The sequence below is a fragment of the Streptomyces sp. P3 genome, from assembly GCF_003032475.1.
GTDB lineage: Bacteria > Actinomycetota > Actinomycetes > Streptomycetales > Streptomycetaceae > Streptomyces.
In genome coordinates this window covers 2,580,507-2,604,274 of sequence record NZ_CP028369.1, presented here as the reverse complement: position 1 = coordinate 2,604,274, position 23,768 = coordinate 2,580,507, and the positions used below count along the sequence as shown (strand labels likewise).

Here is a 23,768-nt window from a genome sequence, read left to right as displayed (position 1 = left end):
CGGCTCAGCAGTCTCCGACGGAGGCGTCCGGGGGCAGGCCGAAGTGGGCGCGGGCCGCGGACTCCAGGGCGGCGGACGGCATCGGCTGGTGGAGGGAGGACCGGACGAGGACGCCGAAGTGGGCCTTCGTCCACCGGCCGTACCCCTCGCCGTCCGGCGGCTCCTCCCGGGAGACGACCCGGTAGCCGCCGTCGGCCGCGGCGTCCCGCTGCAGCCGTACGACCTGCGGGTACTGTCCGGCGCTGCACTCCACGAGGTTCTGGCCGTGTACCCCGTACTCGACGCACAGCGTGTTGACGCCGGCCCGTATCTCGCCCGCGTGCTCCTCCAGTTCGAGGGCCTCAGCACGGCAGAACCAGCGCGCCTTCCACGCGGGCACGGTCTCCCCGTAGCCGTCCCCCCGCGAGTCCGCCGCGACCCGCGCCTCGATCACCGGCCGCACCTCCGCCCACAGCCCCGCGTCGACGCCCGCCGGCCACATCACCCAGGTGCCGGTGGCGGCCAGCACCGCCGCGGCTCCGACGCCGACCGCTCCCCTGCGGAACGACAGGACCGACATACCGTGATTCTCCTCACCGCGTCGCGTCCATCGCGCTGCTCGACCGGTCAGACCCGCGGAGGGTGCGCAGGGTTGCCCGGTTCCCCGAGGCCGGCCATGCGTCCGCGCCGAGGGCGCGGACCACCGTCGCGGCACGCCGTACGGCACACTGGAGGTTTGGCCGGTGCGGAAGGGATGGCGTACGTGAACGGACCGCTGATCGTCCAGTCGGACAAAACCCTGCTTCTGGAGGTCGACCACGAGCAGGCGGACGACTGCCGTCGGGCCATCGCGCCGTTCGCCGAGCTGGAGCGGGCGCCGGAGCACATCCACACCTACCGGGTGACGCCGCTGGGCCTGTGGAACGCGCGGGCGGCCGGGCACGACGCCGAGCAGGTCGTGGACGCGCTCGTGCAGTACAGCCGCTATCCCGTGCCGCACGCGCTGCTCGTGGACGTCGCCGAGACGATGGACCGCTACGGGCGGCTGACGCTGAGCAAGCATCCGGCGCACGGGCTGGTGCTGACCACCACCGACCGGCCGGTGCTGGAGGAGATCCTGCGCTCGAAGCGGGTCGCGCCGCTGGTGGGGGCCCGGCTCGATCCGGACACCGTCGTCGTGCACCCCTCCGAGCGGGGGCAGATCAAGCAGACGCTGCTGAAGCTGGGCTGGCCGGCCGAGGACCTCGCCGGGTACGTCGACGGCGAGGCGCATCCCATCGAGCTCGCCGAGGACGGGTGGGCGCTGCGCCCGTACCAGAAGCAGGCCGTGGAGAACTTCTGGCACGGCGGCAGCGGGGTCGTGGTGCTGCCCTGCGGTGCGGGCAAGACGCTGGTCGGCGCGGGGGCGATGGCCCAGGCGAAGTCGACGACGCTGATCCTCGTCACCAACACCGTCTCCGCCCGGCAGTGGAAGCACGAGCTGGTGAAGCGGACGTCGCTGACCGAGGAGGAGATCGGCGAGTACAGCGGGACGCGAAAGGAGATCCGGCCCGTCACCATCGCGACCTACCAGGTGCTGACGACCCGGCGCAAGGGCGTCTACCCGCACCTGGAGCTGTTCGACTCCAGGGACTGGGGCCTGATCCTCTACGACGAGGTGCATCTGCTGCCGGCGCCGGTCTTCAAGTTCACCGCCGACCTGCAGGCGCGGCGGCGGCTCGGTCTGACGGCGACGCTGGTCCGCGAGGACGGCCGTGAGTCGGACGTGTTCTCGCTCATCGGGCCGAAGCGGTTCGACGCGCCGTGGAAGGAGATCGAGGCGCAGGGCTACATCGCGCCCGCCGACTGCGTGGAGGTCCGGGTCAACCTCACCGACTCGGAGCGCCTCGCGTACGCGACCGCCGAGGCGGAGGAGAAGTACCGCTTCTGCGCGACGACGGCGACGAAGCGGAAGGTGACGGAGGCGCTGGTGCGGCGGTTCGCCGGGCAGCAGATCCTCGTCATCGGGCAGTACATCGACCAGCTCGACGAACTCGGCGAGCATCTGAACGCGCCGGTCATCAAGGGCGAGACGTCGAACGCGCAGCGCGAGAAGCTCTTCGACGCCTTCCGGGAGGGCGAGATCAGCGTGCTGGTGGTGTCGAAGGTCGCGAACTTCTCGATCGACCTGCCGGAGGCGACGGTGGCCATCCAGGTGTCGGGCACCTTCGGGTCACGGCAGGAGGAGGCGCAGCGTCTGGGCCGGGTGTTGCGCCCCAAGGCGGACGGGCATCAGGCCCACTTCTACTCGGTGGTGGCGCGGGACACCATCGACCAGGACTTCGCGGCGCACCGCCAGCGGTTCCTGGCGGAGCAGGGGTACGCCTACCGGATCATGGACGCCGACGAGCTGCTCGCGGAGGAGGCCTGAGGGTCCGGACGCCGCCCGCGACGGCTACGGCCGGGGCAGTGTGAGCACCAGGAACAGCACGGCGGCCGGCGGCGTCACGGCCGCGGCCGCCAGCCAGGCCCGCCAGGCCGCCCAACGGCGGGTCCGGGGCAGGGCCCACAGGGCGACGTACGCGAGGGACGTGAAGAACCCGCCCCACGCGAGGAGCCCGTAGATCAGGGTCAGTGACGTCATCAGCGCCGACGAGCAGGAGTCGGGTCCGCAGGAGTCGGTGGCCATGAAGGACATGGCGCCCAGGACGAAGGCGAACGGGAGCAGCGGGACGAGCAGGACCGTGGCGACTAAGGGCGCCACCCGGGCGCGCGGGTCACGCTGGTCGCGGAGCGGGCGATGCGTTGTCGGCATGTCCCGAGTGAACCCCTCGGCGGGGGCGCCGGGCATCGGCTCGGATACTCACGCGGTGTGCCCGCGGGTACTCAGCCGGGCCGGGGAGGCGGCGTCTCACCTGCGGCGGACGCCCGCCTCCTCGCGGTACTCGCCGAGGACGATCACGTCGAAGGCGGCGCCGACGAAGACCTTCACCGCGCGCAGGGCGTCGCCGAGGCGGTGGTGGTGGTCGTGGTGGTCGGACAGCGGGGTCGCGCCGGACGGGCGACCGGGGGCCGGGGTGATGGTCGCTGTACTCATGTCTCCATGGTGCGCGCGGGGGCATAAAGGGGGCATCGGTCCCAGGTCCCCATTCGGCGTACTCCCTGGGTACACCTGTGGGCGGGGGTGTCCCCTACGGGTAGCAGGCGCGTCCCTCGGGGGTGCCGGGTAAATGCGTTGGCGCGCCTCGAATCGCTCACCTAGAATCTCCGCTCTTGCCCGCCTCCCCTCGGAGCGCCGCCGTCCGGACGGAAACCGGACGGCAATCGCCGTAGCCCACCCCCAGCCGGCCCGGAGGCACCTCCTTGTCCACGCCGTCCTCGTCCCGCACGTCCGTCGACGACGATCCCCTGGCCCGCGAACGCGGCCATCTCGCCTCCTCCCGGGCCGCCCTGCGCGCGATGCGGGAGGACGTCGAGTCCCTCGACATCAGCGACGTCACCGCGAACTGGGTCAACGCCCGGATCCTGGAGCGGCAGATCGGGGAACGGATCAAGGCGCTGGCCGATCTGAGCGACACCCCGCTGTTCTTCGGCCGGCTCGACTACCTGCACGCTCCCGGCGCGGACCGGGCGGAGGGCGCGGAGGGGGAGAAGTTCTACATCGGACGTCGTCATGTGCACGACGGCGATGGCGACCCCATGGTCATCGACTGGCGTGCGCCGGTCTCGCAGCCGTTCTACCGGGCGTCGAAGAAGGACCCGATGGACGTCGGGCTGCGCCGCCGCTTCGGCTACACGCGTGGGCAGATCACGGCGTACGAGGACGAGCACCTCTCCGACCCCACCGAGGCCGCCGCCACCAGCAAGCTGCTCCAGCAGGAGATCGAGCGGCCGCGTGTGGGCCCGATGCGGGACATCGTCGCCACCATCCAGCCCGAGCAGGACGAGATCGTGCGCAGCGGGCTGGGCGGCACGGTGTGCGTGCAGGGCGGTCCGGGGACCGGGAAGACGGCGGTCGGTCTGCACCGGGTGGCGTATCTGCTGTACGCCCACCGGGAGCGGCTCGCGCGCACCGGCACACTGGTCATCGGGCCGAACCGGTCCTTCCTCCACTACATCGAGCAGGTGCTGCCGGCGCTGGGCGAGCTGACGGTCCGCCAGGGCACGGTGGACGACCTGGTGGCCCATGTGGAGGTGCGGGGCGCGGACGACGCGGCGGCGGCGCTGGTCAAGGGCGACGCACGGATGGCGCGGGTGCTGCGGCGGGCCGTCTACGCGCAGGTGCGGATGCCGGCCGAACCGGTCGTCGTGGTGCGCGGGTCGCGGCGCTGGCGGGTTCCGGCGTACGAACTCGAGGAGATGGTGCGGGAGTTGCTCGGCCGGGACATCCGGTACGGGGCAGCCCGCGAGGCCCTGCCGCAGCGCATCGCGCACGCGGTGCTGGTGCAGATGGAGCGTTCGGGCGAGGCCCCGGACGACCGGGTGCAGGACGCCGTGGCCCGCAACAGCGCGGTGAAGGCGGCCGTGAAGGAGGTCTGGCCGGCCGTCGACCCGGCGAAGCTGGTGCTGCGGCTGCTGACGGACCCGGAGTTCCTCGCCGAGCACGCGGAGGGCGTGCTGAGCGAGCTGGAGCAGAAGACGATCCTGGCGGTGAAGCCCGCGCGGTCCGTGAAGGCGGCCAGGTGGTCGGCGGCGGACGCGGTGCTGATCGACGAGGCGAGGGACCTGGTGGAGCGCACGCACTCGCTCGGCCATGTGGTCCTCGACGAGGCTCAGGACCTTTCGCCCATGCAGTACCGGGCGGTCGGCCGCCGTTGCACGACGGGTTCGGCGACGGTGCTGGGCGATCTGGCGCAGGGCACCACCCCGTGGGCGACCCGCAGCTGGGAGGAGGCCCTCGGGCATCTCGGCAAGGCGGACGCGGTGGTCGAGGAGCTGACGGCCGGTTTCCGCGTCCCGACGGACGTGATCGTCTACGCCTCCCGGCTGCTGCCTCACATCGCGCCGGGCCTCGCCCCCGTCGCGTCGGTCCGTGAGAACCCGGGATTCTTCGACGTCCGGGAGGTCGCGGACACCGCGGACGTCGTCGCGGCCTGCGAGGAGCTGCTGCGCAACGAGGGCTCGACGGGCCTGATCGCGGCCGACGCCCGGATCCCGGCGCTGGCCGAGGCGCTGGCGGCGGCGGGCGTCCCGTGCCTGGCCCCGGGTGAGGAGACGACGGCCGAAGCCCGCCTCACCCTGGTCCCGGCGTCGCTTGCCAAGGGTCTGGAGTACGACTACGTCGTCCTGGACGAGCCGCAGGCCGTGGTCGACGGGGAGCCGGACGAACGGACGGGCCTGCGCCGCCTGTACGTGACCCTGACCCGCGCGGTCTCCGGCCTCCTCGTCACCCACACGGCCCCCCTCCCCCGACAACTCACCTGACGGAGGCCCCGGCCCGAACCGTCCCCACCCCGGGCCACACCGGCCCGGCCCCGCGCGCATCCCGCCCTCGGCACATCCCGCCGGGCCCGCCGGGCCACCCGTGCCGGCTGGGGGCCGCTTGCCGGCCCGGCGGGCCTCGGCTCAGTCGACGCGCCCGGCCGGTCCACCGGCCTGCGCCACCGGCTCGGCCTCCGCCGCCGGCTCGGGGTGCCATGCCGTCTCGTGGTGCCCGGCGTCCACCGCTCGGCGCCACTCGCGCACGGCGTGTGCCGACACCGGACCGGACCAGCCGTGCGGGCGGGCCGCGCCGCCGATGTGGAACGCGTCGATCCCGGCGGCCCGCAGCCGCGGGAGGTGGCCGAGGCGAAGTCCGCCGCCGACCAGGAGGCGCTGCTCGTAGCCCTGCTCACCGTGCCGGGCGGCTTCGGCCAGCAGGGTGGGCAGGCCCGCGTCGACGCCGGCCGGGGAGCCGGCGGTGAGGTAGGCGTCCAGTCCGGGCAGGCCGTCCAGCTGCTTGCGCAGGGCGTCGCGGTCGGCGGCGTGGTCGAGGGCGCGGTGGAAGGTCCAGCGGCAGCCGTCCAGCCCGGCGACGATCCGCTCCACCGCGGCCAGGTCCACCGCGCCCTCCGCGTCGAGGAAGCCGAGGACGAACTCCTGCGCGCCGGCCGCCCGCAGATCGGCGGCGGCCCGCACGAGGCGGTCGACGTCCCCGGCCGCGAAGCCGTCGGACAGCCGCAGCATGACGCGCAGGGAGAGGTCGACGGCGGCCCGGACGGCGGCGAACACCGCGACCGGCGGGGTGAGCCCGTCGGCGGCCATCTCGGTGACCAGCTCGAGGCGGTCCGCGCCTCCGGCCTGGGCGGCGACCGCGTCCTCGGCGTCGAGGGCGATCACCTCCAGAACTGCACGCTTGCTCATGGGTCCCCATTCGTCGGCGTTCATCGGCGTTTCATCGGTCGTCGTAGGCGTTTCAGCGGCGTTCGTCGGCGTCGCCGGCGGTCCGCGGCGCTCGTTCCGTTCCCGGACGCTTTACAGGTCTAGTCCAATTTAAGAATACGCGGGTCGGCGGGACAATGAGGCCATGGCCGATCTCGACGCGCTGCGCACCCGTTTCAGCCACGCCCTGGACGGGGTCAGGGGCCCGGGCGGCGGCCCCGACCCCGCGCCCTACGCCGACGCCCTCCTCGCCCGCTGGCAGGAGCCGCAGCGCCGCTACCACACGCTGGCCCACCTCCTCGACGTCCTCGACCGTGTCGACGTCCTCCAGGCGCACGCCGCCGATGCGGACGTCGTCCGGCTGGCCGCCTGGTTCCACGACGCCGTCTACCTCCCCGACCGCTCCGAGAACGAGGAGCGCTCCGCCCGTCTCGCCGAGCGCGCCCTCGCCGAGGCCGGCGCGCCCGCGGAGAAGACCGCCGAGGTCGCACGGCTCGTCCGGCTCACGGTCACCCACGACCCGGCCGACGACGACCCCGACGGCCGGGTGCTGTGCGACGCCGACCTCGCGGTCCTCGCCTCGCCGCCCTCCGCGTACGCCGCCTACACCGCCGCGGTCCGCGAGGAGTACTCCTTCGTGCCGAACGACGCCTTCCGGGCCGGCCGTTCGGACGTCCTGCGTCAACTCCTCGCCCTGCCCCGGCTGTTCAGGACGCCGTACGGGAGCGAGCACTGGGAGGACACGGCCCGCTACAACCTGCGGGGCGAGCTGGAGCTGCTGGCCTCATGAGCGCCGCCGCACACCTGCCCGCGGCCCCGCGCATCCCCGCCGGCCGGCTCACCCTCGTGGGCGTCTCCCCCACGATCGCCGCGGGACTGCGGGCCGGCGGCGGCGGGGGCTTCGACTGGCTCGGGGGCTCCCCGTTCGAGGGCACCCGGGACGCCGCCGGAATGCTGGCCACGGCGTACGCGGCCGGCGTGCACCGCCCGGAGTTCGGCCTGTACGTCCTCGTACGGCGCTCGGACGGTCTGGCCGTCGGCAGCATGGGCTTCCACGCCGCTCCCGACGACGACGGCCGCACGGAGATCGGCTACGACCTGGTGGAGGCCGCCCGCGGCCGGGGTTACGCGACCGAGGCACTGCGCGCGCTCGCCGGATGGGCGCTGGCGCGGGACGACGTACGACGCCTGTTCGCGGTCGTCGAACACCTCAACGCCCCCTCGCGGGCCGTGCTCGAACGGGCCGGCTTCGTCCGGGTCGGCGAAGGCGAGGGGGAGTACGCGTATGAGCTCCGCGACCGACCGCACCTGACGTAGCCGCGGCCGATCTTCGTCGCTTCGCCTCCCGGCGCACGCCCTCCGCTTCGGATAATTCCGACACGGCCGCGCCGCGCGCGGTCGCGCACGCCGGGGGAAACGGGGGAACGCCATGAGTACGACCGGCCCGTCCACGCCACCGGATCCTCCCGACCCCCACCGGCTGGCCCGGCAGAACGTGCGGTGGGCGATCATCGGGGTCGTCGTCAGCTCGGTGCTCGCCCTCGTGGGGCTCTATCAGACGTCCCACGGGGGCGGGGGCGGCGGAACCGGCGGCTCGAGCTCCAGTTCCACTTCCGGTTCCGGTTCGGCTTCCGGTTCCGGCGGCGACTCCGGCTCGGGCTCCACGACGGGCGACGGCGGCGCCGACGGGACGACGACGGACGGCGCCGTGGAGGGGACGACCGACGGGACCACGACCGGCGGCAGCCCCGGACCGTCCGGCTCCGGCGGCACGTCCGACGGCAGCTCCGACGGCAGCTCCGACGGCGGCGGCACAGCCGGAGGCGGCACCGACGCCGGCGGGAGCGACGGGCTGACCGCGGACGAGCGTGCCCTGCGCGACACACTCAACAGCGACCAGTGGTCGCGCGACAGCTGCGCGCACACCGAGTGGCGGGGCGCGGACGCCGCCCTGTACTGCACGGTGACCACGGTCGACCAGTACGGCGTCACGGGCACCGGCAAGGCGAGCGTCATCATGTACGGGACCAAATCCGACCGTGACGCCGTCTTCCAGTCCTACGCGGCCCGTCTGCGGCCCGGCGACTGCGAGGCGCAGACCAACGCCTACGGCACTTGGCGCGAGAACAACACCGGCGACTCCGCAGGGGACGTCGTCTGCTTCCTCTCCAGCACCGGGCAGTACGTCTTCCTCTGCTCGTACTACGACCGTCCCGCGCTGGTCCAGATCAGCGGCCCCGACCACTCCAGCCTCGCGGCCTGGTGGCACACCATGGAGCCGGTCTTCAGCAGCTGACGACGCCGTCCCCGCGTCCGCCGTCCGGGGGGCCGTCCCCCCGGCGGTCCCGGCCGCCGTCCCGCTTCCCGTCGCGGCCACCGCCCTTGCGCCGGCGCAGGCCGGACTCCGTCAGCAGCCGCACCACCTCACGGCTGCTCACCTCGACCGCGCCGGCCGCCACCACCTCGTCGTAGCGGGGGGACGGGATGTCGTAGTGGTCGCGTTCGAAGGCCCGCCGCGGGACGCCCAACCGGTCGGCGAACTCCTGCAGTTCGGCATACGAGACGTCGCTGACCAGGTGCGACCACATCCGGCCGTGCCCCGGCCAGTTCGGCGGGTCGATGTAGACGGTCATGAGCGCCTCACGAGGACGGCCCGTCCATGGCCGACCCCAGCGAGCCGACCGAGGCGACCTTCACCCCCGCCTTGTGGCACACCCAGTGCGGGTCGGGACCCAGTTCGGGCTCGACTTCGAGGGCGTGCGGGTCGCCGGAGCCGCAGACCGGACACAGCGGCCATCGCCCGTACCGCTCCAGCAGCGCGTCCTGCACGTCCTGGGCCACCAGACCGGCCACGAACTGCGCGCCGTCCGGCCACTGCTCGACCCACCAGCGGCGCTGCACGACCGAGTCCTCGACCATCGACACCACGTCCGCCGCGGCGACCTCGCCCGAGGCCAGGTCGGCGAGCACCAGGGCACGCGCCGTGTGCAACGTCTGTTCCAGGGGGCTCGTGGGGTCCATGCCCCTATTGTGCGCACTCCCGGCCCGCTCCCGGACAGAAAATACGTTTCATGTGCCACCCACACCGCCCACACCGCCGTGCCGACCGCGTGGGCGCGCCGCGCGCGGAAGGCTCCCCGGGCGACTGCGCGCGGACGAGCTCCACACGGACGAGCCGCGCGCCGGCACGCGGACGAGCTCCGCACTGACGAGCCGCGCGCCGGCACCGGCCGCGTCGTACGAGGCGTCGGCGCATCGCCACCGGTAGGTGTTGCGGAGCCCCTGCCGACGAGAGAACCGGAAATCGCCATGAACCCCAGTGCCGGCTCCCAGGATCTGCGCACCGCGCTCGACACCCTCACCACCGAGGCCTTCCGACCCGACCTCGCCGAGATCGACCGCCTCCCCACGCTCGACATCGCGCAGCTGATGAACGCGGAGGACGCCGGCGTCGCCGCCGCCGTGGCCACGCAGCTTCCGCGCATCGCCGCCGTCGTCGACGCGACGGCGACGCGGATGGCGCGCGGCGGACGGCTGGTCTACGCGGGCGCGGGCACCGCCGGACGGCTCGGCGTGCTCGACGCCTCCGAGTGCCCGCCCACCTTCGGCACCGCCCCCGGCCGGGTCGTCGGTGTGATCGCCGGCGGGCCGCAGGCCATGACCGTCCCGGTCGAGGGCGCCGAGGACTCCACCGAGCTCGCCGAGGCGGACCTCGCCGCCCTCTCCCTCACCCCCGACGACACCGTGATCGGCGTCTCCGCCTCGGGCCGCACCCCCTACGCGGTCGGCGCGGTACGGCACGCCCGCGCCCGGGGCGCGCTGACCGTCGCCCTGGCCTGCAACCCCGGCAGCGTGCTGGCCGCCGCCGCCGAGCACGCGATCGAGGTGGTGGTGGGCCCCGAGCTGCTCACCGGCTCGACCCGGCTGAAGGCGGGGACCGCGCAGAAGCTGGTGCTGAACATGGTCTCGACGATCACGATGATCCGGTTGGGCAAGACGTACGGGAACCTGATGGTGGACGTCCGCGCCACCAACGAGAAGCTGCGCGCCCGGTCGCGTCGGATCGTCGCCCTGGCGACGGGCGCCTCGGACGACGAGATCGAGGCGGCGCTCGCGGCGGCGGACGGCGAGGTGAAGGCCGCGATCCTGGTGGTGCTGGCGGGGGTGGACGGGCCGGCCGCTGCCCGCCTTCTGGAGGAGTCCGGGGGACATCTGCGCGCCGCTCTCACCGCGGCGGGCCGCTGACCCGCACGCTCGAGGGGTGCGCATCGACTCCTCCTCCACAGCCGCCGCGATCCTGCCCCTCGTGGGCGGCCCCGCGAACGTCGTCTCCGTCGCCCACTGCATGACCCGGCTGCGACTGGATCTCGCCGATCCCTCCCGGGCGGACGAGGAGGCGCTGCGGGCGGTGCCCGGGGTGCTCGGGGTCGTGGTGGCTGACGGCGCCTTGCAGGTGGTCCTCGGGCCGGGCGTGGTGACACGGGTGACGGCCGACTTCGAGAAGCTGACGGCCGCGCACCGGCTGGCGGCACGCGGCGCCGCGCTGAAGGCGCGACAGCGCGAGCGCAACGCGACCCCGCTGAAGAGCGCCCTGCGCCGCCTCGCCGCCGTCTTCGTCCCCCTCGTCCCGGCCCTCGTCGGCTGCGGGATCCTGGCCGGCGTCAACGGTTTGCTCCTCAACGCGGGCCTGCTGACGGGGCTCACTCCGGCGCTGACCGCGATCGCCTCCGGCTTCATGGCGCTGATCGCCGTGTTCGTGGGATACAACACGGCGAAGGAGTTCGGCGGCACACCGGTCCTGGGCGGCGCGGTCGCGGCGATCGTCGTGTATCCGGGGGTCGCGAAGGTGACGGCGTTCGGGGTGACACTGGCTCCCGGGCAGGGCGGCGTCCTCGGCGCGCTGGCGGCCGCGCTGCTGGCGACGTACGTGGAGCGGCGGTGCCGGGGCCGGGTCCCGGAGACGCTGGACGTGCTCCTCACCCCCGCCCTGACGGTCCTGGTCGCCGGCCTCGGCACCCTGTACGGGCTGATGTACGCGGCCGGCGCGGTCTCGGCGGCCATCGGCACGGCGGCGAACTGGCTGCTGACGACGACGGGCGCCTTCGCCGGTCTGCTGCTCGGCGGGCTCTTCCTGCCGCTGGTGATGCTGGGCCTCCACCAGGCCCTGATCCCCGTCCACACCACCCTCATCGAGCAGCAGGGGTACACGGTCCTGCTGCCGGTGCTGGCGATGGCGGGCGCGGGCCAGGTCGGCGCGGCGGCGGCGGTGTACGTCCGGCTGCGCGACGACGTGGCGCTGCGGGCGACGATCAGGTCGGCGCTCCCCGCCGGGCTGCTGGGCATCGGCGAACCGCTGATCTACGGGGTGTCGCTGCCGCTGGGCCGCCCCTTCCTCACCGCCTGCGCGGGCGGGGCGGCCGGCGGCGCCTTCATCGGGTTCTTCGCGATGCTCGGCGACCGGGTCGGGGCGACGGCGATCGGCCCGTCCGGCTGGGCCCTGTTCCCACTGCTGGCGGGCGACCGGGGACCGGGCGCCACGGCGGCGGTCTACGCGGGTGGCCTGCTGACGGGATACGCGGTCGGCTTCGCCGCCACCTACGCCTTCGGCGGCGTCCGAGCGGCCGCCGCGGCCCTGTCCCCCGCGGCCACGTCCACCGCCCCCACACCCCCGGCGGAGCCCGGCCCACCCACTCCACCCGGCACGACCGCGCTGACCGATTCGACCACCGCGACTCCCACGACCACCCCACCCGGCACGGCCACCCCGGCCCCATGACCGGCACGGCCACCGCACCCGACACCCGACCGCCCGCCCGCCCCGGCCACCCCGCCCGGCGCAGCCGCCGCCACAGTCACGACCACCCCGCCCGGCGCAGCCGCCGCCACAGTCACGGGAACGCCGCCCGGAGCGGCGTCCGCGCCGGGTGCGAGTCGCGGCGGCGGGGCGAGCCGCTGACCCCGCCCACGCCCCGAGGCCGCCGCGGGCGCCGGCCGGCGAGAGCCGTCGTTCGGCGCGAGCCCTACCCTTGGGGCCATGAACCACGCCCAGCTCACCGCGCTCGGCCGTGCCCTGCGTGTTCTCGGCGAACACGGGGAAGCCCTCACGACCGACACCCCGGACGCCCGGCTGCACGAGGTGAAGGCCGACCTGCGGCGTGCGCTGGAGCTGCTGGACGACAGCGTGGTCGGCGCGGCCCCTACCACCCGTTGTGCCGAACACCCGCACGGCCCGGTCGACAAGGCCGCCGCCGACCTGTGCCTGCTGTGCGAGACACGTCGCCGGGCGGCCCGGCGCGCCGAGTTCAACGGTCCGCCGCCGCAGGCGCCCCACACCATCCCCACTCCCTCGCGGTACGGCACCCGCGCCGACCGCCCGCAGCCCCAGCAGCGCTGGCTGGCGGAGCTGTGGAACGGCCAGGAGTGGCAGCTGTGCGGAACACCGCGGCGGGACCGGCGCGAGGCGGAACTGTACATCGCCGCCCTGCGCCGGGGGTCCCGTCCCGCGATGGCCTACCGGCTCGTGCACGAGTTCACCGACTACGAGGTCCTGCGGATCTGGGGCACCCCGGTGAAGGTCGACATCGAGCCGCTCGGCAACCTCTAGAGCTCCGAAGCGTTCCGGACGTCCACGGCGTCAGGTCCTCCGGGCAAGCCCTACGACCCGTCCCGGACGCCGCCGTCGAGCAGCGGCAGGGGCGGGAAGTCGTGGCCTTCCCACAGCCGACGGGACGTCTCCTCCGGGTAGGGGCGCACCTCGGTCTCCACGTCCAGCACCTGCACCAGCCTCCGTTCCCGGTCGTACGCGGGCCAGCCCGGGTCTCCCGTCCTCGCGAAGGACGTCCACGACCGGTGGAAGCCCGCCGTCAGTGCCCGGGCCTCGTCCGTCACCTCCACCCCCGCGAACAGCAGGTTCCCGAGGTCTGCCGTGTAGGTGCCGAACAGCAGCGGGATGTCCAGGCCGTGGCACGCACCCAGGGTGCCGCCCGCTCCCGGGGCCGGCCAGGTCAGCTCGTAGACGTGAGCCCGGCCGCCGCCCGCGACCTGGGCCTCGGCCAAGTGCAGGGAGGGTATGTGGAACAGCCAGTCCGACTGCACCCGCTCGTACAGCTCGCCCGGATCGGCGTCCGGGAAGGCCGACCGGTAGGCCTGTTCGCCCTCCGCTCCTCCGCCCGGGGCGAACAGGCGCAGGGCCGCTGTCGCCTGTTCCCCGGTCACCTTGCCCAGCAGCCCGCCCATGACGAGGAACAGGCGGTACTCCTGCGCGTTGTGTCCGACGATCAGCTCGACGTCGCGAGCGGCGCCCGATGCCAGCGCCTGCCACGGAGTCGTCGGCAGGATCTCACCGTCGACCACGGGGGAGAACGGAGTGACCGTGGGCGCGACCTGCCCCCACCGGTCCACCCGTTGCGCCATCTTCGCGGCCAGCGCCGCACCTGCTTCGGGCAGCGTGCGCGGGTCCACCGTGGCCAGGTCGGCGGCCGTCGGCCGCAGACCGGCCTCCGCGGCGATCGCGCCCGCGAGGTCACGGGCCAGCTCGTCGGAGAAGTACGTGCCGGGCACGCTCTGCGAGATGGCCCGCCCGAACAGGCCCCGGGCGCTCGGCATGGCAAGCAGCGCGGCCACCGAACCGGCGCCGGCCGACTCGCCGAACACGGTCACCCGGTCCGGGTCGCCGCCGAAGGCCGCGATGTTGTCCCGCACCCATTCCAGCGCGGCGACCTGGTCGAGCAGCCCCCGGTTGGCCGGTGCGCCCTCGATCCGTGCGAACCCCTCTATGCCGACACGGTAGTTGAAGGTGACGACGACCAGGTCGCCGGCGCGGGCGAGGTGCTGCGCGTCGTAGCCCGGGCTGCCGGAGTGGCCGAGCTTGTAGGCGCCGCCGTAGATCCACACCATGACCGGGCGGGCGGCCGACGGCTCCGGCTCCGCGTCAGGGGTCCAGACGTTGACCGTCAGCCAGTCGTCCCCGGTCGGGGCTTCCGGGATTCCGGCCCGGCCCTGGATGCCCGACTCCTGCGGGGGCGGCGGCCCGAAGGCGTACGCGTCCCGTATGCCGTCCCACGGGTGGGGCGGCCGGGGGGCCTGGAAGCGGGCGTCGCCGACCGGGGGCGCGGCGAAGGGAATGCCCCGGAAGACGGTCAGGTCCGCCTCCCGGCGACCGCGTACGGGGCCGGCGGTCGTGCGTGCGACGAGCCGGTCGGTGGTGCCGGGGACATCGGTGGCGTCGGGTGTCGTCATTCATCACTCCTGAAAAGGCGGTTGCTCGTGGAACGGGCGGTGACCGGCGAAAGTGCCGAAGACGGCTGCCACCCCTCGTGTGGGTGACAGCCGTCTCTGGCCGGTCGGTCGGCTTCCCGTCAGGATCAGGAAGGTGCCCGCGAGCAGACGCTCAGCTCAGGGTGCGCAGCGCGGCGGCGTCGTAGGGCTTCAGCTCGTCGAGACGGCCGCCGAGCACCTTGGCCGCCCACTCCGGGTCCTGAAGCAGCGCACGGCCGACGGCCACCATGTCGAACTCGTCGCGCTCCAGACGGTCCAGGAGGTCGTCGAGACCCTTGACCGGCGCGCCCTCGCCGGCGAAGCCCTTGAGGAAGTCGCCGTCGAGGCCGACCGAGCCGACCGTGATGGCGGGCTTGCCGGTGAGCTTCTTCGTCCAGCCCGCGAGGTTGAGGTCGGAGCCGTCGAACTCGGGGAGCCAGTAGCGGCGGGTGGAGGCGTGGAAGGCGTCGACGCCGGCGGCGGCGAGCGGCGCGAGAAGGGCCTCCAGCTCCTCCGGGGTCTCGGCGAGACGGGCGTCGTAGGCGTCCGACTTCCACTGCGAGTAGCGGAAGATGACCGGGAACTCGGCAGAGACGGTCGCGCGGACGGCGGCCACGATCTCGGCGGCGAACTTCGTGCGGGCCACCAGGTCACCGCCGTAGGCGTCGGTCCGGCGGTTGGTACCGGCCCACAGGAACTGGTCGAGGAGGTAGCCGTGCGCGCCGTGCAGCTCGACGCCGTCGAATCCGATGCGCTCGGCGGCGGCCGCGGCCTCGGCGAACGCGCCGATGACGTCGTCCAGATCGCGCTGGGTCATCGCCTTGCCGGCGCCCTCGGTGCCGTCCAGCCGGATGCCGGAAGGCCCGACGGCGGGCGCGTCCGGGTACGGCGGCTCACCCTGCTTGCGCACCATGCCGATGTGCCACAACTGCGGCACGATCTTCCCGCCGCCCGCGTGCACGGCCTCCGCGACCTTCGCCCAGCCAGCGAGCTGCTCCGTCCCGTGGAACCGCGGAACCCGGTCGCTCTGCCCGGCGGAGTCGTGCCCGACGTAGGTGCCCTCGGTGACGATGAGACCGACACCGGCGGCGGCGCGGCGACCGTAGTACGACACGACGTCGTCGCCGGGAACGCCGTCCGGGGAGAACATGCGCGTCATGGGGGCCATGACGATCCGGTTCGGGACGGTGAGTCCGTTGATGGACACCGGACGGGAAAGGATCTCGGCGGCGCGCGTGGCGGCGGGCGGCGTGATGCTCACGTGGGGGACTCCTCGGAACGCGGTTGAACCGGCTGGTATGTGCACACGCATCGAGTGTGCTTCCCACGCAACGCCCCGGGCCCCCGGCCCATTCCACCCCCTGCGAACCCGAGCCTGTGATCCCGGCCACGCGCCCCCTACGGGACAGAGCCGCGCTCCACCACCCATTCCGTGGGCTGACCGGTGATCTCCAGCTACAGCGGGGGCAGTGGCGCCGACTGCCTGGAGGTCGCCCCCGGCCACCCCACGCCCGCCCTCGCCCCTGTCCGCGTCCGGGACTCCAAGGCCCCCTGGGCCCGAGGCTCGCGTTCCGGGCGGAGGCCTGGTCCGCGTTCGTCGAAAACCTCAAGGCCGGCTGATCGACACCCGCCCCGAAGCTCGAGCGTCCAGCTCCGAGCCCTCTTTGCTTGGATTGGGTGGGGTTCTCAACCCACCCCCCCACCCGGCGAGTTGACGCGTAGCGACCGGTTTGCCACGGAGGGTCACAAGGCTTTACGGTGCGGACGACGAAACAGCCCCCGCCGGTGCGCCAACACCTACGGGGGCCTGACCTACGAGATCGATCGAGAGCATCGACCTGTGGCTGACACGAAGCCTAGTACTGCGCCCCTGCCCCCACACGCATCCCCGCACCCGATGGCCAATCCGGGCTACGGGAAGCGGGCCGCGGCGGGCCAACTTCCGCGCCGGAAGAACGACTTCACTCACCTCCCGCCCCGCGAAGCGGCCATCGCCGCGTACATCGACCGCCTGCCGGACGGCGCCGACATCTCGGTGAAGTCGCTGGCCGGACAACTCCCGTACGGTCAGTGCGCCCTGCGCACCGCGCTCAACCGCATCCAGCGGGCGGGCCACCTGAGGCGAGGGCGGGAACGGCTGAAAACCGCCTCGGGCGAATTCCGCTGGATCACCCGAACGTGGTTCACCCGCACCGCACGCGACGACGGCTGGTGGGTGACGTTCACGCGAGGGGACGTACCGGACGACGCCCCGGAACCCGAACGGGCGCCGCCCACCACCCGGTCCCGCGCCCACATCCTCCTGGCCGCCCTCGGCCGCACGGCCTCCGTCCTGTCCCTCTCCGCCGCCGACTGCGCGCAGCTCACCCCGCTGGCGGAGGAGTGGTTCGCGCGAGGAGCGACGGAGGAGACACTGCTCGCCGCGCTCACCGCGGGCCTGCCCACCCCCGTCCACAGCCCGGCAGCACTGCTCCGCCGCCGCCTGACGGACAAACTCCCGGCGGAGCCGCCCGCCCCGCGCCCGCCCCGCCGGATGCTGGAGTGCGCGGAGTGCCGAGTGCCGGGACGACCCGAGGCCCTGCCGGGAGGCGTGTGCCGCGGCTGTCACGGCGAGCGCACGCCCACGCGCCCCGCCGCACTCCCGCCCGCCCCCGTGATCCATGCCCGCGCGGGGGAGATCCGGGCTGCCATGTCCAGGAAACGGCAGGAGAGGACACCCGTATGACGGCTCCCACGGTCCGACGACGTCCCCCCGGGGCACGATGGAGGGAAGGAGGCGAAGCCATGACCCCCAGCACCGCCGAACGCCCGCAGATGTCGATCCAGGACTTCGAGGACCTCAGCGCGGCAGCACCCGAGCATGTGCGGCTCGAGTTCGTCGACGGCCGGGTCCGCACCAGGGACCCCCTCGGCGTCGAGGACTTCGAAGCGTTGGAGCGCCGGGCGCCGGAGACCGTCCGGCTGGAGTACGTCAACGGAAAACTAGAGGTCAAGGCAATGCCGGACGGCATGCACACGTCGATCTTCATGTGGTTGCTGCGCCAGTGCATGCACCAACGCCCTGATCTGGACCTCGCACCGGAACGCGGCGTCAAGGCCGAGGCCTACCGAAAGGGTCGCGCCCGCACGGACGGATTCCTCGCGCCGGTGAATCACTTCGTGGAAGACGGGGAGTGGTCCGCCCCCGATGGCGCCCTCATGGCTGTGGAAATCACCTCCCACGACCGCGACACCGACCAGCGCGACCGCGTCGACAAGCCCATCGGTTACGCCGGGGCCGCCATCCCCGTCTATCTCCTGATCGACCGCGACAACGACACGGCCGTCGTGTTCAGTGAGCCCAAGGACGGCCGCTACCAGCAGTCCGTGTCCTACCCCTGGGGTGCCACCGTCCCGCTTCCGGCACCCGTAGGCATCACCCTCGACACCGAGCAGCTCAAGCAGTTCGCCGACTGAAAAGCCCGAGGGCGGCACCCCCCGTTTCCGGGAAGTGCCGCCCTCGGTCGAAGGACAGGCGATCAACCGTCAGGTCGATCAGAAGTCCATGTCACCGCCCGGCATGCCGCCGCCGGCGGGCGCGGCGGCCTTCTCCGGCTTGTCGGCGATGACGGCCTCGGTGGTGAGGAACAGCGCGGCGATGGAGGCCGCGTTCTGCAGGGCGGAGCGCGTCACCTTCGCCGGGTCGATGATGCCCTCGGCGATCATGTCGACGTACTCACCGGTCGCGGCGTTCAGGCCGTGGCCGACCTGGAGGTTGCGGACCTTCTCCACGACGACGCCACCCTCGAGACCACCGTTGACGGCGATCTGCTTGAGCGGGGCCTCGAGCGCGATGCGCACGGCGTTGGCACCGGTCGCCTCGTCACCCTCGAGCTCCAGCTTCTCGAAGACGGCGGAGGCCTGGATGAGCGCCACGCCACCACCGGCGACGATGCCCTCCTCGACGGCGGCCTTCGCGTTGCGGACGGCGTCCTCGATGCGGTGCTTGCGCTCCTTGAGCTCCACCTCGGTGGCGGCGCCGGCCTTGATGACCGCGACACCGCCGGCGAGCTTCGCCAGGCGCTCCTGCAGCTTCTCGCGGTCGTAGTCCGAGTCGCTGTTCTCGATCTCGGCGCGGATCTGGTTGACCCGGCCCGCGACCTGGTCCGAGTCACCGGCACCGTCGACGATGGTCGTCTCGTCCTTGGTGATGACGACCTTGCGGGCCTTGCCGAGCAGGTCGAGGGTCGTGTTCTCGAGCTTGAGGCCGACCTCCTCGGAGATGACCTCGCCGCCGGTGAGGATGGCGATGTCGTTCAGCATCGCCTTGCGGCGGTCGCCGAAGCCCGGGGCCTTGACCGCGACGGACTTGAAGGTGCCGCGGATCTTGTTGACGACCAGGGTCGACAGGGCCTCGCCCTCGACGTCCTCGGCGATGATCAGCAGCGGCTTGCCGCCCTGCATGACCTTCTCGAGGAGCGGGAGCAGGTCCTTGACGTTGGCGATCTTGGAGTTCGCGATCAGGATGTACGGGTCGTCGAGGACGGCCTCCATACGCTCCATGTCGGTGGCGAAGTACGCCGAGATGTAGCCCTTGTCGAAGCGCATGCCCTCGGTGAGCTCGAGCTCCAGACCGAAGGTCTGCGACTCCTCGACCGTGATGACGCCTTCCTTGCCGACCTTGTCCATCGCCTCGGCGATGAGCTCGCCGATCTGGGTGTCGGCGGCGGAGATGGAGGCCGTGGAGGCGATCTGCTCCTTGGTCTCGACATCCTTCGCCTGCTCGAGCAGGGCGCCGGAGACGGCCTCGACGGCCTTCTCGATGCCGCGCTTGAGAGCCATCGGGTTGGCGCCGGCGGCTACGTTGCGCAGGCCTTCCTTGACGAGGGCCTGGGCGAGGACGGTCGCGGTGGTCGTGCCGTCACCGGCGACGTCGTCCGTCTTCTTCGCGACTTCCTTGACCAGCTCGGCGCCGATCTTCTCGTACGGGTCCTCGAGCTCGATCTCCTTGGCGATGGAGACACCATCGTTGGTGATCGTGGGGGCGCCCCACTTCTTCTCGAGGACGACGTTGCGGCCCTTGGGGCCGAGCGTCACCTTGACGGCGTCCGCGAGCTGGTTCATGCCGCGCTCGAGGCCGCGCCGCGCCTCCTCGTCGAACGCGATGATCTTGGCCATGTGAAGTGGTCCCTCCAGGACTGGGGGTGATTCCTTCGGACCGCGCCCGCGCCCGCGACGGACGGCTCGCCGGCCGTGTGGTTCCTTGCCCCACCTGGCCTGCGGGCCTCACCGACCCGGTCCTTCGTTGTCACTCTCACCTTCAGAGTGCTAACGCCAATGATTAGCACTCGCCCCTGCCGAGTGCAAGCGCCTCGGGACGATCCGCAGGTGAACAGGGGGCGTCCGGGCCCGCCGCGCGCCCGTCGGCCGGGGGTCGGGGAGGTCGCCACCCGGGGTCGCGCCCCGCACCGGGGCATGCCGAAGGGCTCGTGCCCCGGGAGGCGCGAGCCCTTCGAAGATGAAACAGAAGAACGACGCTGTCAGTCGGCGCGTGCTTCAGCCGGTCGCGAGCCGGACCATGTCCGCCTGCGGCCCTTTCTGGCCCTGCGAGATCTCGAAATCGACCCGCTGACCCTCTTCCAGGGTGCGGTAGCCGTCCATCTGAATCGCGCTGTAGTGGACGAATACATCCGCACCACCGTCGACCGCGATGAAGCCGTACCCCTTCTCCGCGTTGAACCACTTGACGGTGCCCTGAGCCATGCCTAACTCCCCTATTACTGGCCCTTGCACAGATCCACACTTCGTGGATCCGGGTCAGACCTCACCCCCCAGTTGGTTGGGGGCGTGCGCCGGAACGCGTCGACCGCGGCTGAATGTATCTGCCCAACTGCCGTCTGCAACAGGTCAGTCGGACGAGAATTCTGGACGTGCGAGATCCGGAATGTGGCGCAAATTCGCCAGAATGCAGGGCAAGTCGGGCCCTGCAAAAGCCACAAATGCCGCAAATGCAGCACACACTTTGGCTGCTTCTTGTCGGGCACGGGCGGAAATAAAAGGCTCCGGAACCGGTGATCAGGACCGGGTTCCCCAACTGTACCGCGCTCAACCACACTGAATTGCCCCCTCCGCTTCTATCGCGGAGAGAGCAATTGCATGAACTCTCGGTAATCGCTGTTACCGACGGTTACTACCGGCGGGTACTGAACATCGGTCAGCCACCTGCGACGGCCGGAATGATCGAGATGCCGGCACCGGCCGGAGTCGCCGTTTCGAGACCCTGCTCGAAACGGACGTCGTCGTCGTTGACGTACACGTTGACGAACCGGCGCAGCTTGCCCTGGTCGTCCAGGACGCGCGCGGCGATGCCGGTGTGGTTCTTCTCCAGGTCGGAGATGACCTCGCCGAGGGTCGCGCCCTCGGCCGGGACCTCGGCCCGGCCGCCGGTGTAGGTGCGCAGGATGGTCGGGATGCGAACGGTGACGCTCATGGTGTGTGATCTCCGGTCAGGTAGTCGGCCTCAGGGGCGCGGGAAACTGCGCGACCAGCCCCAACCGGCCCGCAGCGCGCGTACGGTCTCCTAGCGGAGCGCCCCGCTCATGATGCGAGGCCAGCCTCTCGGAAAGAGTCCAGGTTCGGGCGGATGGTCGCGGTGAGTCCGGTGCCGGCCACCGCGTCCAGGGTCTTCAGGCCGTCGCCGGTGTTCAGGACGACGGTGGTCTTCGTCGGGTCGAGCAGACCGTTGTCGATCAACTTCTTCGTCACGCCCACGGTCACGCCGCCGGCCGTCTCCGCGAAGATGCCCTCGGTGCGCCCCAGCAGCTTGATCGCGTCGACGACCTGCTCGTCGTTCACGTCCTCCACCGCGCCGCCGGTCCGCCGCGCGATGTCGAGGACGTACGGACCGTCCGCCGGGTTGCCGATGGCCAGCGACTTGGCGATGGTGTTCGGCTTCTGGGGCCGGACCACGTCGTGTCCCGCCTTGTAGGCGACGGACACCGGGGAGCAGCCCTCCGCCTGCGCGCCGAAGATCTTGTACGGCCTGTCCTCGACCAGCCCGAGCTTGATCAGCTCCTGCAGACCCTTGTCGATCTTCGTGAGCTGGGAGCCGGACGCGATGGGCACCACCAGCTGGTCGGGCAGCCGCCAGCCGAGCTGCTCGCAGATCTCGTACGCCAGCGTCTTCGAACCCTCGGCGTAGTAGGGCCGCAGGTTGACGTTGACGAAGCCCCAGCCCTCGCCCGCCGGGTCGCCGATGAGCTCGGAGCAGAAGCGGTTGACGTCGTCGTAGTTGCCCTCGATGCCGACGAGCTCGCCGCCGTAGATCGCGGCCATGACGACCTTGCCCTGCTCCAGGTCGTGCGGGATGAACACGCACGAGCGGAAGCCGGCGCGGGCCGCGGCGGCGCCCACGGCGCCGGCCAGGTTGCCGGTGGAGGAGCAGGAGAGCGTGGTGAAGCCGAACGCGCGGGCGGCCTCGATGGCCTGGGCGACGACCCGGTCCTTGAAGGAGTGGGTCGGGTTGCCGGAGTCGTCCTTGACGAAGAGCTTCCCGGCGTCGACGCCCAGCTCGCGGGCGAGGTTGTCGGCCTGTACGAGCTTGGTCCAGCCGGGGTTGATGTTCGGCTTGTCGGCCACGTCCGCCGGGACGGGCAGCAGCGGCGCGTAGCGCCAGATGTTCGCGGGTCCCGCCTCGATGCGCTTGCGCAGCTCCTCCGTGTCGTAGGAGGAGAAGTCGTACGCGATCTCGAGCGGGCCGAAACACTCCTCGCACGCGAAGACCGGACCGAGGGGGACGCGGTGGCCGCACTCGCGGCAGCTCAACGCGGTGGCCGGACCGAGGTCGACAGCGGAGGTCGTAGAGTCCGTGGTGCTTGCAACAGTCTGCGCAGCCATGTGAGGCGAGGCCCTTTCTCCTCATCTTCCTCACGACGCACTTCGCCGTGAGACGGATTTGGCACCTTCCCGAGCCGGGAGCCTCGCTGAACGATCAACACTGATCTACGAGAACCGACTGGAGGGTTGCCGGGGCTTCATCGGGCCGTGTCCCTCTGCCCCTCTGGATGAGCGGTATTCGGTTGTTGATCTGTGGGCGCCGATGACCCTGACATGCGATGGTCACCCGCGTTGTCCAAGACTGTAACCGAAGGCCAGGACAGTTGAGATAGTCGTCCGAACCGCGAGATGGATCACACAGGACCGTACTCGCCGAGAGAACGCAGAGGAGCCGCCGACGTGCTGGAAGAAGTGGAGCGCTGGCTGAGCACCCGTTCCTGGTCCCTGACGGACCGCCCACTGCACCGGATTCTCGCCGCGAAACAGCGCACGGGCCAGTCGGTGAGCGTCGTGCTGCCCGCGCTCGACGAGGAGGAGACGGTCGGCGAGATCGTCGCCGTGATCCGTCACGACCTCATGCAGCAGGTCCCGCTCGTCGACGAGATCGTCGTCGTCGACTCCGGATCGACCGACCGCACCTCCGAGGTCGCCGCGGCGGCGGGCGCGCGCGTCGTCCACCGCGACGAGATACTCCCCCGCATCCCGGCCGTGCCCGGCAAGGGCGAGGTGCTGTGGCGCTCGCTGCTGGTCACCCGCGGGGACGTGGTCTGCTTCGTCGACGCCGACCTGCGCGAGTTCTCCTCGGACTTCGTCTCGGGGATCGTCGGCCCGCTGCTCACCGATCCGGACGTGGACCTGGTCAAGGCCATGTACGACCGCCCGCTGGGCGGCGCGGCCGGTCAGGGCGGGCGGGTCACCGAGCTGATGGCCCGCCCCCTGCTCAACATGCACTGGCCGCAGCTCGCCGGGTTCGTGCAGCCGCTCGGCGGCGAGTACGCGGCCCGCCGGAGCCTGCTGGAGCAGCTGCCCTTCCCGGTGGGCTACGGCGTGGAGCTGGGCATGCTGGTCGACGCCCTGCACCTGGTGGGCCTCGGTGCCCTCGCCCAGGTCGACGTCGGCGTGCGCAAGCACCGCCACCAGGACGGCCAGGCCCTGGGCCGGATGGCGGCGGCGATCTACCGCACCGCCCAGCTGCGGCTGGCCCGCGGCCATCTCGTCCGCCCCGCCCTCACCCAGTTCGAGCGCGGCCCCGACGGCTTCGAGCCGCACACCCACTCCGTGGACACGGAGGAGCGACCGCCGATGACGGACATCGCGGAGTACGCGCGCCGCAGGGTGGCCTGACCGCGTACCCGGCCGCCGCGACAGGGCGCCGGCGG

Annotated in this window: 22 protein-coding genes, 2 pseudogenes and 1 riboswitch; of the genes and pseudogenes, 12 read left to right on the top strand and 12 right to left on the bottom strand. The window is 72.2% G+C overall.

Annotation, left to right across the window (positions count from 1 at the left end):
• Positions 1-4 precede the first annotated feature (4 nt).
• Complete coding sequence (locus tag C6376_RS11765) at positions 5-559, bottom strand: hypothetical protein (RefSeq protein ID WP_173985629.1); 555 nt, start codon at positions 557-559, stop codon at positions 5-7.
• A 183-nt stretch (positions 560-742) separates the two neighbouring features.
• Here C6376_RS11765 and C6376_RS11760 point away from each other — a divergent pair, with 183 nt between their 5' ends.
• Positions 743-2,389, top strand: a complete 1,647-nt coding sequence (locus tag C6376_RS11760) for a DNA repair helicase XPB (protein ID WP_107448914.1) — start codon at positions 743-745, stop codon at positions 2,387-2,389.
• A gap of 24 nt (positions 2,390-2,413) precedes the next feature.
• Here C6376_RS11760 and C6376_RS11755 read toward each other — a convergent pair whose 3' ends face one another.
• Both C6376_RS11755 and C6376_RS11750 read right to left on the bottom strand, forming a co-directional pair.
• Positions 2,414-2,773, bottom strand: a complete 360-nt coding sequence (locus tag C6376_RS11755) for a hypothetical protein (protein ID WP_107448913.1) — start codon at positions 2,771-2,773, stop codon at positions 2,414-2,416.
• A 96-nt stretch (positions 2,774-2,869) separates the two neighbouring features.
• Positions 2,870-3,055, bottom strand: coding sequence for a hypothetical protein (locus C6376_RS11750; RefSeq protein WP_173985628.1), 186 nt, complete (start codon positions 3,053-3,055; stop codon positions 2,870-2,872).
• Positions 3,056-3,417: 362 nt separating this feature from the next.
• On the opposite strand from C6376_RS11750, the gene C6376_RS11745 reads away from it, so the two are divergent.
• Entirely contained in the window at positions 3,418-5,382 is a 1,965-nt protein-coding gene (locus C6376_RS11745) for a UvrD-helicase domain-containing protein (RefSeq protein WP_254076366.1), read from the top strand.
• Between the two features lie 141 nt (positions 5,383-5,523).
• On the opposite strand, the gene C6376_RS11740 is transcribed toward C6376_RS11745, so the two are convergent.
• Positions 5,524-6,300 carry a copper homeostasis protein CutC gene (locus C6376_RS11740; protein WP_107448912.1) on the bottom strand — a complete coding sequence of 259 codons (777 nt, stop codon included), beginning with the start codon at positions 6,298-6,300 and terminating at the stop codon, positions 5,524-5,526.
• A 163-nt stretch (positions 6,301-6,463) separates the two neighbouring features.
• On the opposite strand from C6376_RS11740, the gene C6376_RS11735 reads away from it, so the two are divergent.
• The 3 genes and pseudogenes from C6376_RS11735 (at position 6,464) to C6376_RS11725 (ending at position 8,614) form a co-directional block, all read left to right on the top strand.
• Positions 6,464-7,108, top strand: coding sequence for a hypothetical protein (locus C6376_RS11735; RefSeq protein WP_107443359.1), 645 nt, complete (start codon positions 6,464-6,466; stop codon positions 7,106-7,108).
• A gap of 32 nt (positions 7,109-7,140) precedes the next feature.
• Positions 7,141-7,635, top strand: a pseudogene (locus C6376_RS11730) (GNAT family N-acetyltransferase); the annotation flags it as partial.
• Between the two features lie 112 nt (positions 7,636-7,747).
• Positions 7,748-8,614 carry a hypothetical protein gene (locus C6376_RS11725; protein ID WP_107443357.1) on the top strand — a complete coding sequence of 289 codons (867 nt, stop codon included), beginning with the start codon at positions 7,748-7,750 and terminating at the stop codon, positions 8,612-8,614.
• Here the strand turns inward: C6376_RS11725 and C6376_RS11720 are convergent.
• Both C6376_RS11720 and C6376_RS11715 read right to left on the bottom strand, forming a co-directional pair.
• A complete protein-coding gene (locus C6376_RS11720) occupies positions 8,604-8,951 on the bottom strand; it encodes a DUF4031 domain-containing protein (protein WP_107443356.1) in 348 nt (115 codons plus the stop codon). The genes C6376_RS11725 and C6376_RS11720 overlap by 11 nt on opposite strands.
• Positions 8,952-8,958: 7 nt before the next feature.
• A complete protein-coding gene (locus C6376_RS11715; protein ID WP_107443355.1) occupies positions 8,959-9,339 on the bottom strand; it encodes a hypothetical protein in 381 nt (126 codons plus the stop codon).
• A 288-nt stretch (positions 9,340-9,627) separates the two neighbouring features.
• Here C6376_RS11715 and murQ point away from each other — a divergent pair, with 288 nt between their 5' ends.
• From murQ to C6376_RS11700, 3 genes are all read left to right on the top strand, one after another.
• Positions 9,628-10,563: an N-acetylmuramic acid 6-phosphate etherase gene (murQ, locus tag C6376_RS11710; RefSeq protein ID WP_107443354.1), complete on the top strand. Its 936-nt coding sequence runs from the start codon at positions 9,628-9,630 to the stop codon at positions 10,561-10,563.
• 16 nt (positions 10,564-10,579) lie between these two features.
• Positions 10,580-12,094, top strand: coding sequence for a PTS transporter subunit EIIC (locus C6376_RS11705; protein WP_254075911.1), 1,515 nt, complete (start codon positions 10,580-10,582; stop codon positions 12,092-12,094).
• 258 nt (positions 12,095-12,352) lie between these two features.
• Positions 12,353-12,922, top strand: coding sequence for a hypothetical protein (locus tag C6376_RS11700; protein ID WP_107443353.1), 570 nt, complete (start codon positions 12,353-12,355; stop codon positions 12,920-12,922).
• A 50-nt stretch (positions 12,923-12,972) separates the two neighbouring features.
• On the opposite strand, the gene C6376_RS11695 is transcribed toward C6376_RS11700, so the two are convergent.
• Both C6376_RS11695 and C6376_RS11690 read right to left on the bottom strand, forming a co-directional pair.
• Positions 12,973-14,556 (bottom strand): carboxylesterase/lipase family protein, encoded by a 1,584-nt coding sequence (locus C6376_RS11695; RefSeq protein ID WP_107443352.1) that lies wholly within the window; start codon positions 14,554-14,556, stop codon positions 12,973-12,975.
• Positions 14,557-14,707: 151 nt separating this feature from the next.
• A complete protein-coding gene (locus C6376_RS11690) occupies positions 14,708-15,835 on the bottom strand; it encodes an NADH:flavin oxidoreductase (protein WP_107443351.1) in 1,128 nt (375 codons plus the stop codon).
• A gap of 183 nt (positions 15,836-16,018) precedes the next feature.
• Here C6376_RS11690 and C6376_RS45140 point away from each other — a divergent pair.
• The 3 genes and pseudogenes from C6376_RS45140 to C6376_RS11675 all read left to right on the top strand — a co-directional run.
• Positions 16,019-16,084: pseudogene (locus C6376_RS45140) on the top strand (DUF397 domain-containing protein); the annotation flags it as partial.
• A 387-nt stretch (positions 16,085-16,471) separates the two neighbouring features.
• Positions 16,472-17,299, top strand: coding sequence for a hypothetical protein (locus C6376_RS11680; protein WP_107443350.1), 828 nt, complete (start codon positions 16,472-16,474; stop codon positions 17,297-17,299).
• Positions 17,300-17,358: 59 nt separating this feature from the next.
• On the top strand, positions 17,359-18,030 hold the full coding sequence (locus C6376_RS11675) for a Uma2 family endonuclease (RefSeq protein ID WP_254075910.1): 672 nt from the start codon (positions 17,359-17,361) through the stop codon (positions 18,028-18,030).
• 78 nt (positions 18,031-18,108) lie between these two features.
• Here the strand turns inward: C6376_RS11675 and groL are convergent, their stop codons facing one another.
• The 4 genes from groL to thrC all read right to left on the bottom strand — a co-directional run bounded on the left by groL (position 18,109) and on the right by thrC (position 22,449).
• Positions 18,109-19,731 (bottom strand): chaperonin GroEL, encoded by a 1,623-nt coding sequence (gene groL, locus C6376_RS11670; protein WP_107443349.1) that lies wholly within the window; start codon positions 19,729-19,731, stop codon positions 18,109-18,111.
• Positions 19,732-20,109: 378 nt separating this feature from the next.
• Positions 20,110-20,316 carry a cold-shock protein gene (locus C6376_RS11665; RefSeq protein WP_007493268.1) on the bottom strand — a complete coding sequence of 69 codons (207 nt, stop codon included), beginning with the start codon at positions 20,314-20,316 and terminating at the stop codon, positions 20,110-20,112.
• Between the two features lie 451 nt (positions 20,317-20,767).
• Positions 20,768-21,043 carry a MoaD/ThiS family protein gene (locus C6376_RS11660; RefSeq protein ID WP_107443348.1) on the bottom strand — a complete coding sequence of 92 codons (276 nt, stop codon included), beginning with the start codon at positions 21,041-21,043 and terminating at the stop codon, positions 20,768-20,770.
• Positions 21,044-21,150: 107 nt separating this feature from the next.
• A complete protein-coding gene (gene thrC, locus C6376_RS11655) occupies positions 21,151-22,449 on the bottom strand; it encodes a threonine synthase (RefSeq protein ID WP_107443347.1) in 1,299 nt (432 codons plus the stop codon).
• Positions 22,450-22,467: 18 nt separating this feature from the next.
• Positions 22,468-22,623: riboswitch (SAM riboswitch) on the bottom strand.
• A 165-nt stretch (positions 22,624-22,788) separates the two neighbouring features.
• On the opposite strand from thrC, the gene C6376_RS11650 reads away from it, so the two are divergent.
• On the top strand, positions 22,789-23,733 hold the full coding sequence (locus tag C6376_RS11650) for a glucosyl-3-phosphoglycerate synthase (protein WP_107443346.1): 945 nt from the start codon (positions 22,789-22,791) through the stop codon (positions 23,731-23,733).
• Positions 23,734-23,768 lie beyond the last annotated feature (35 nt).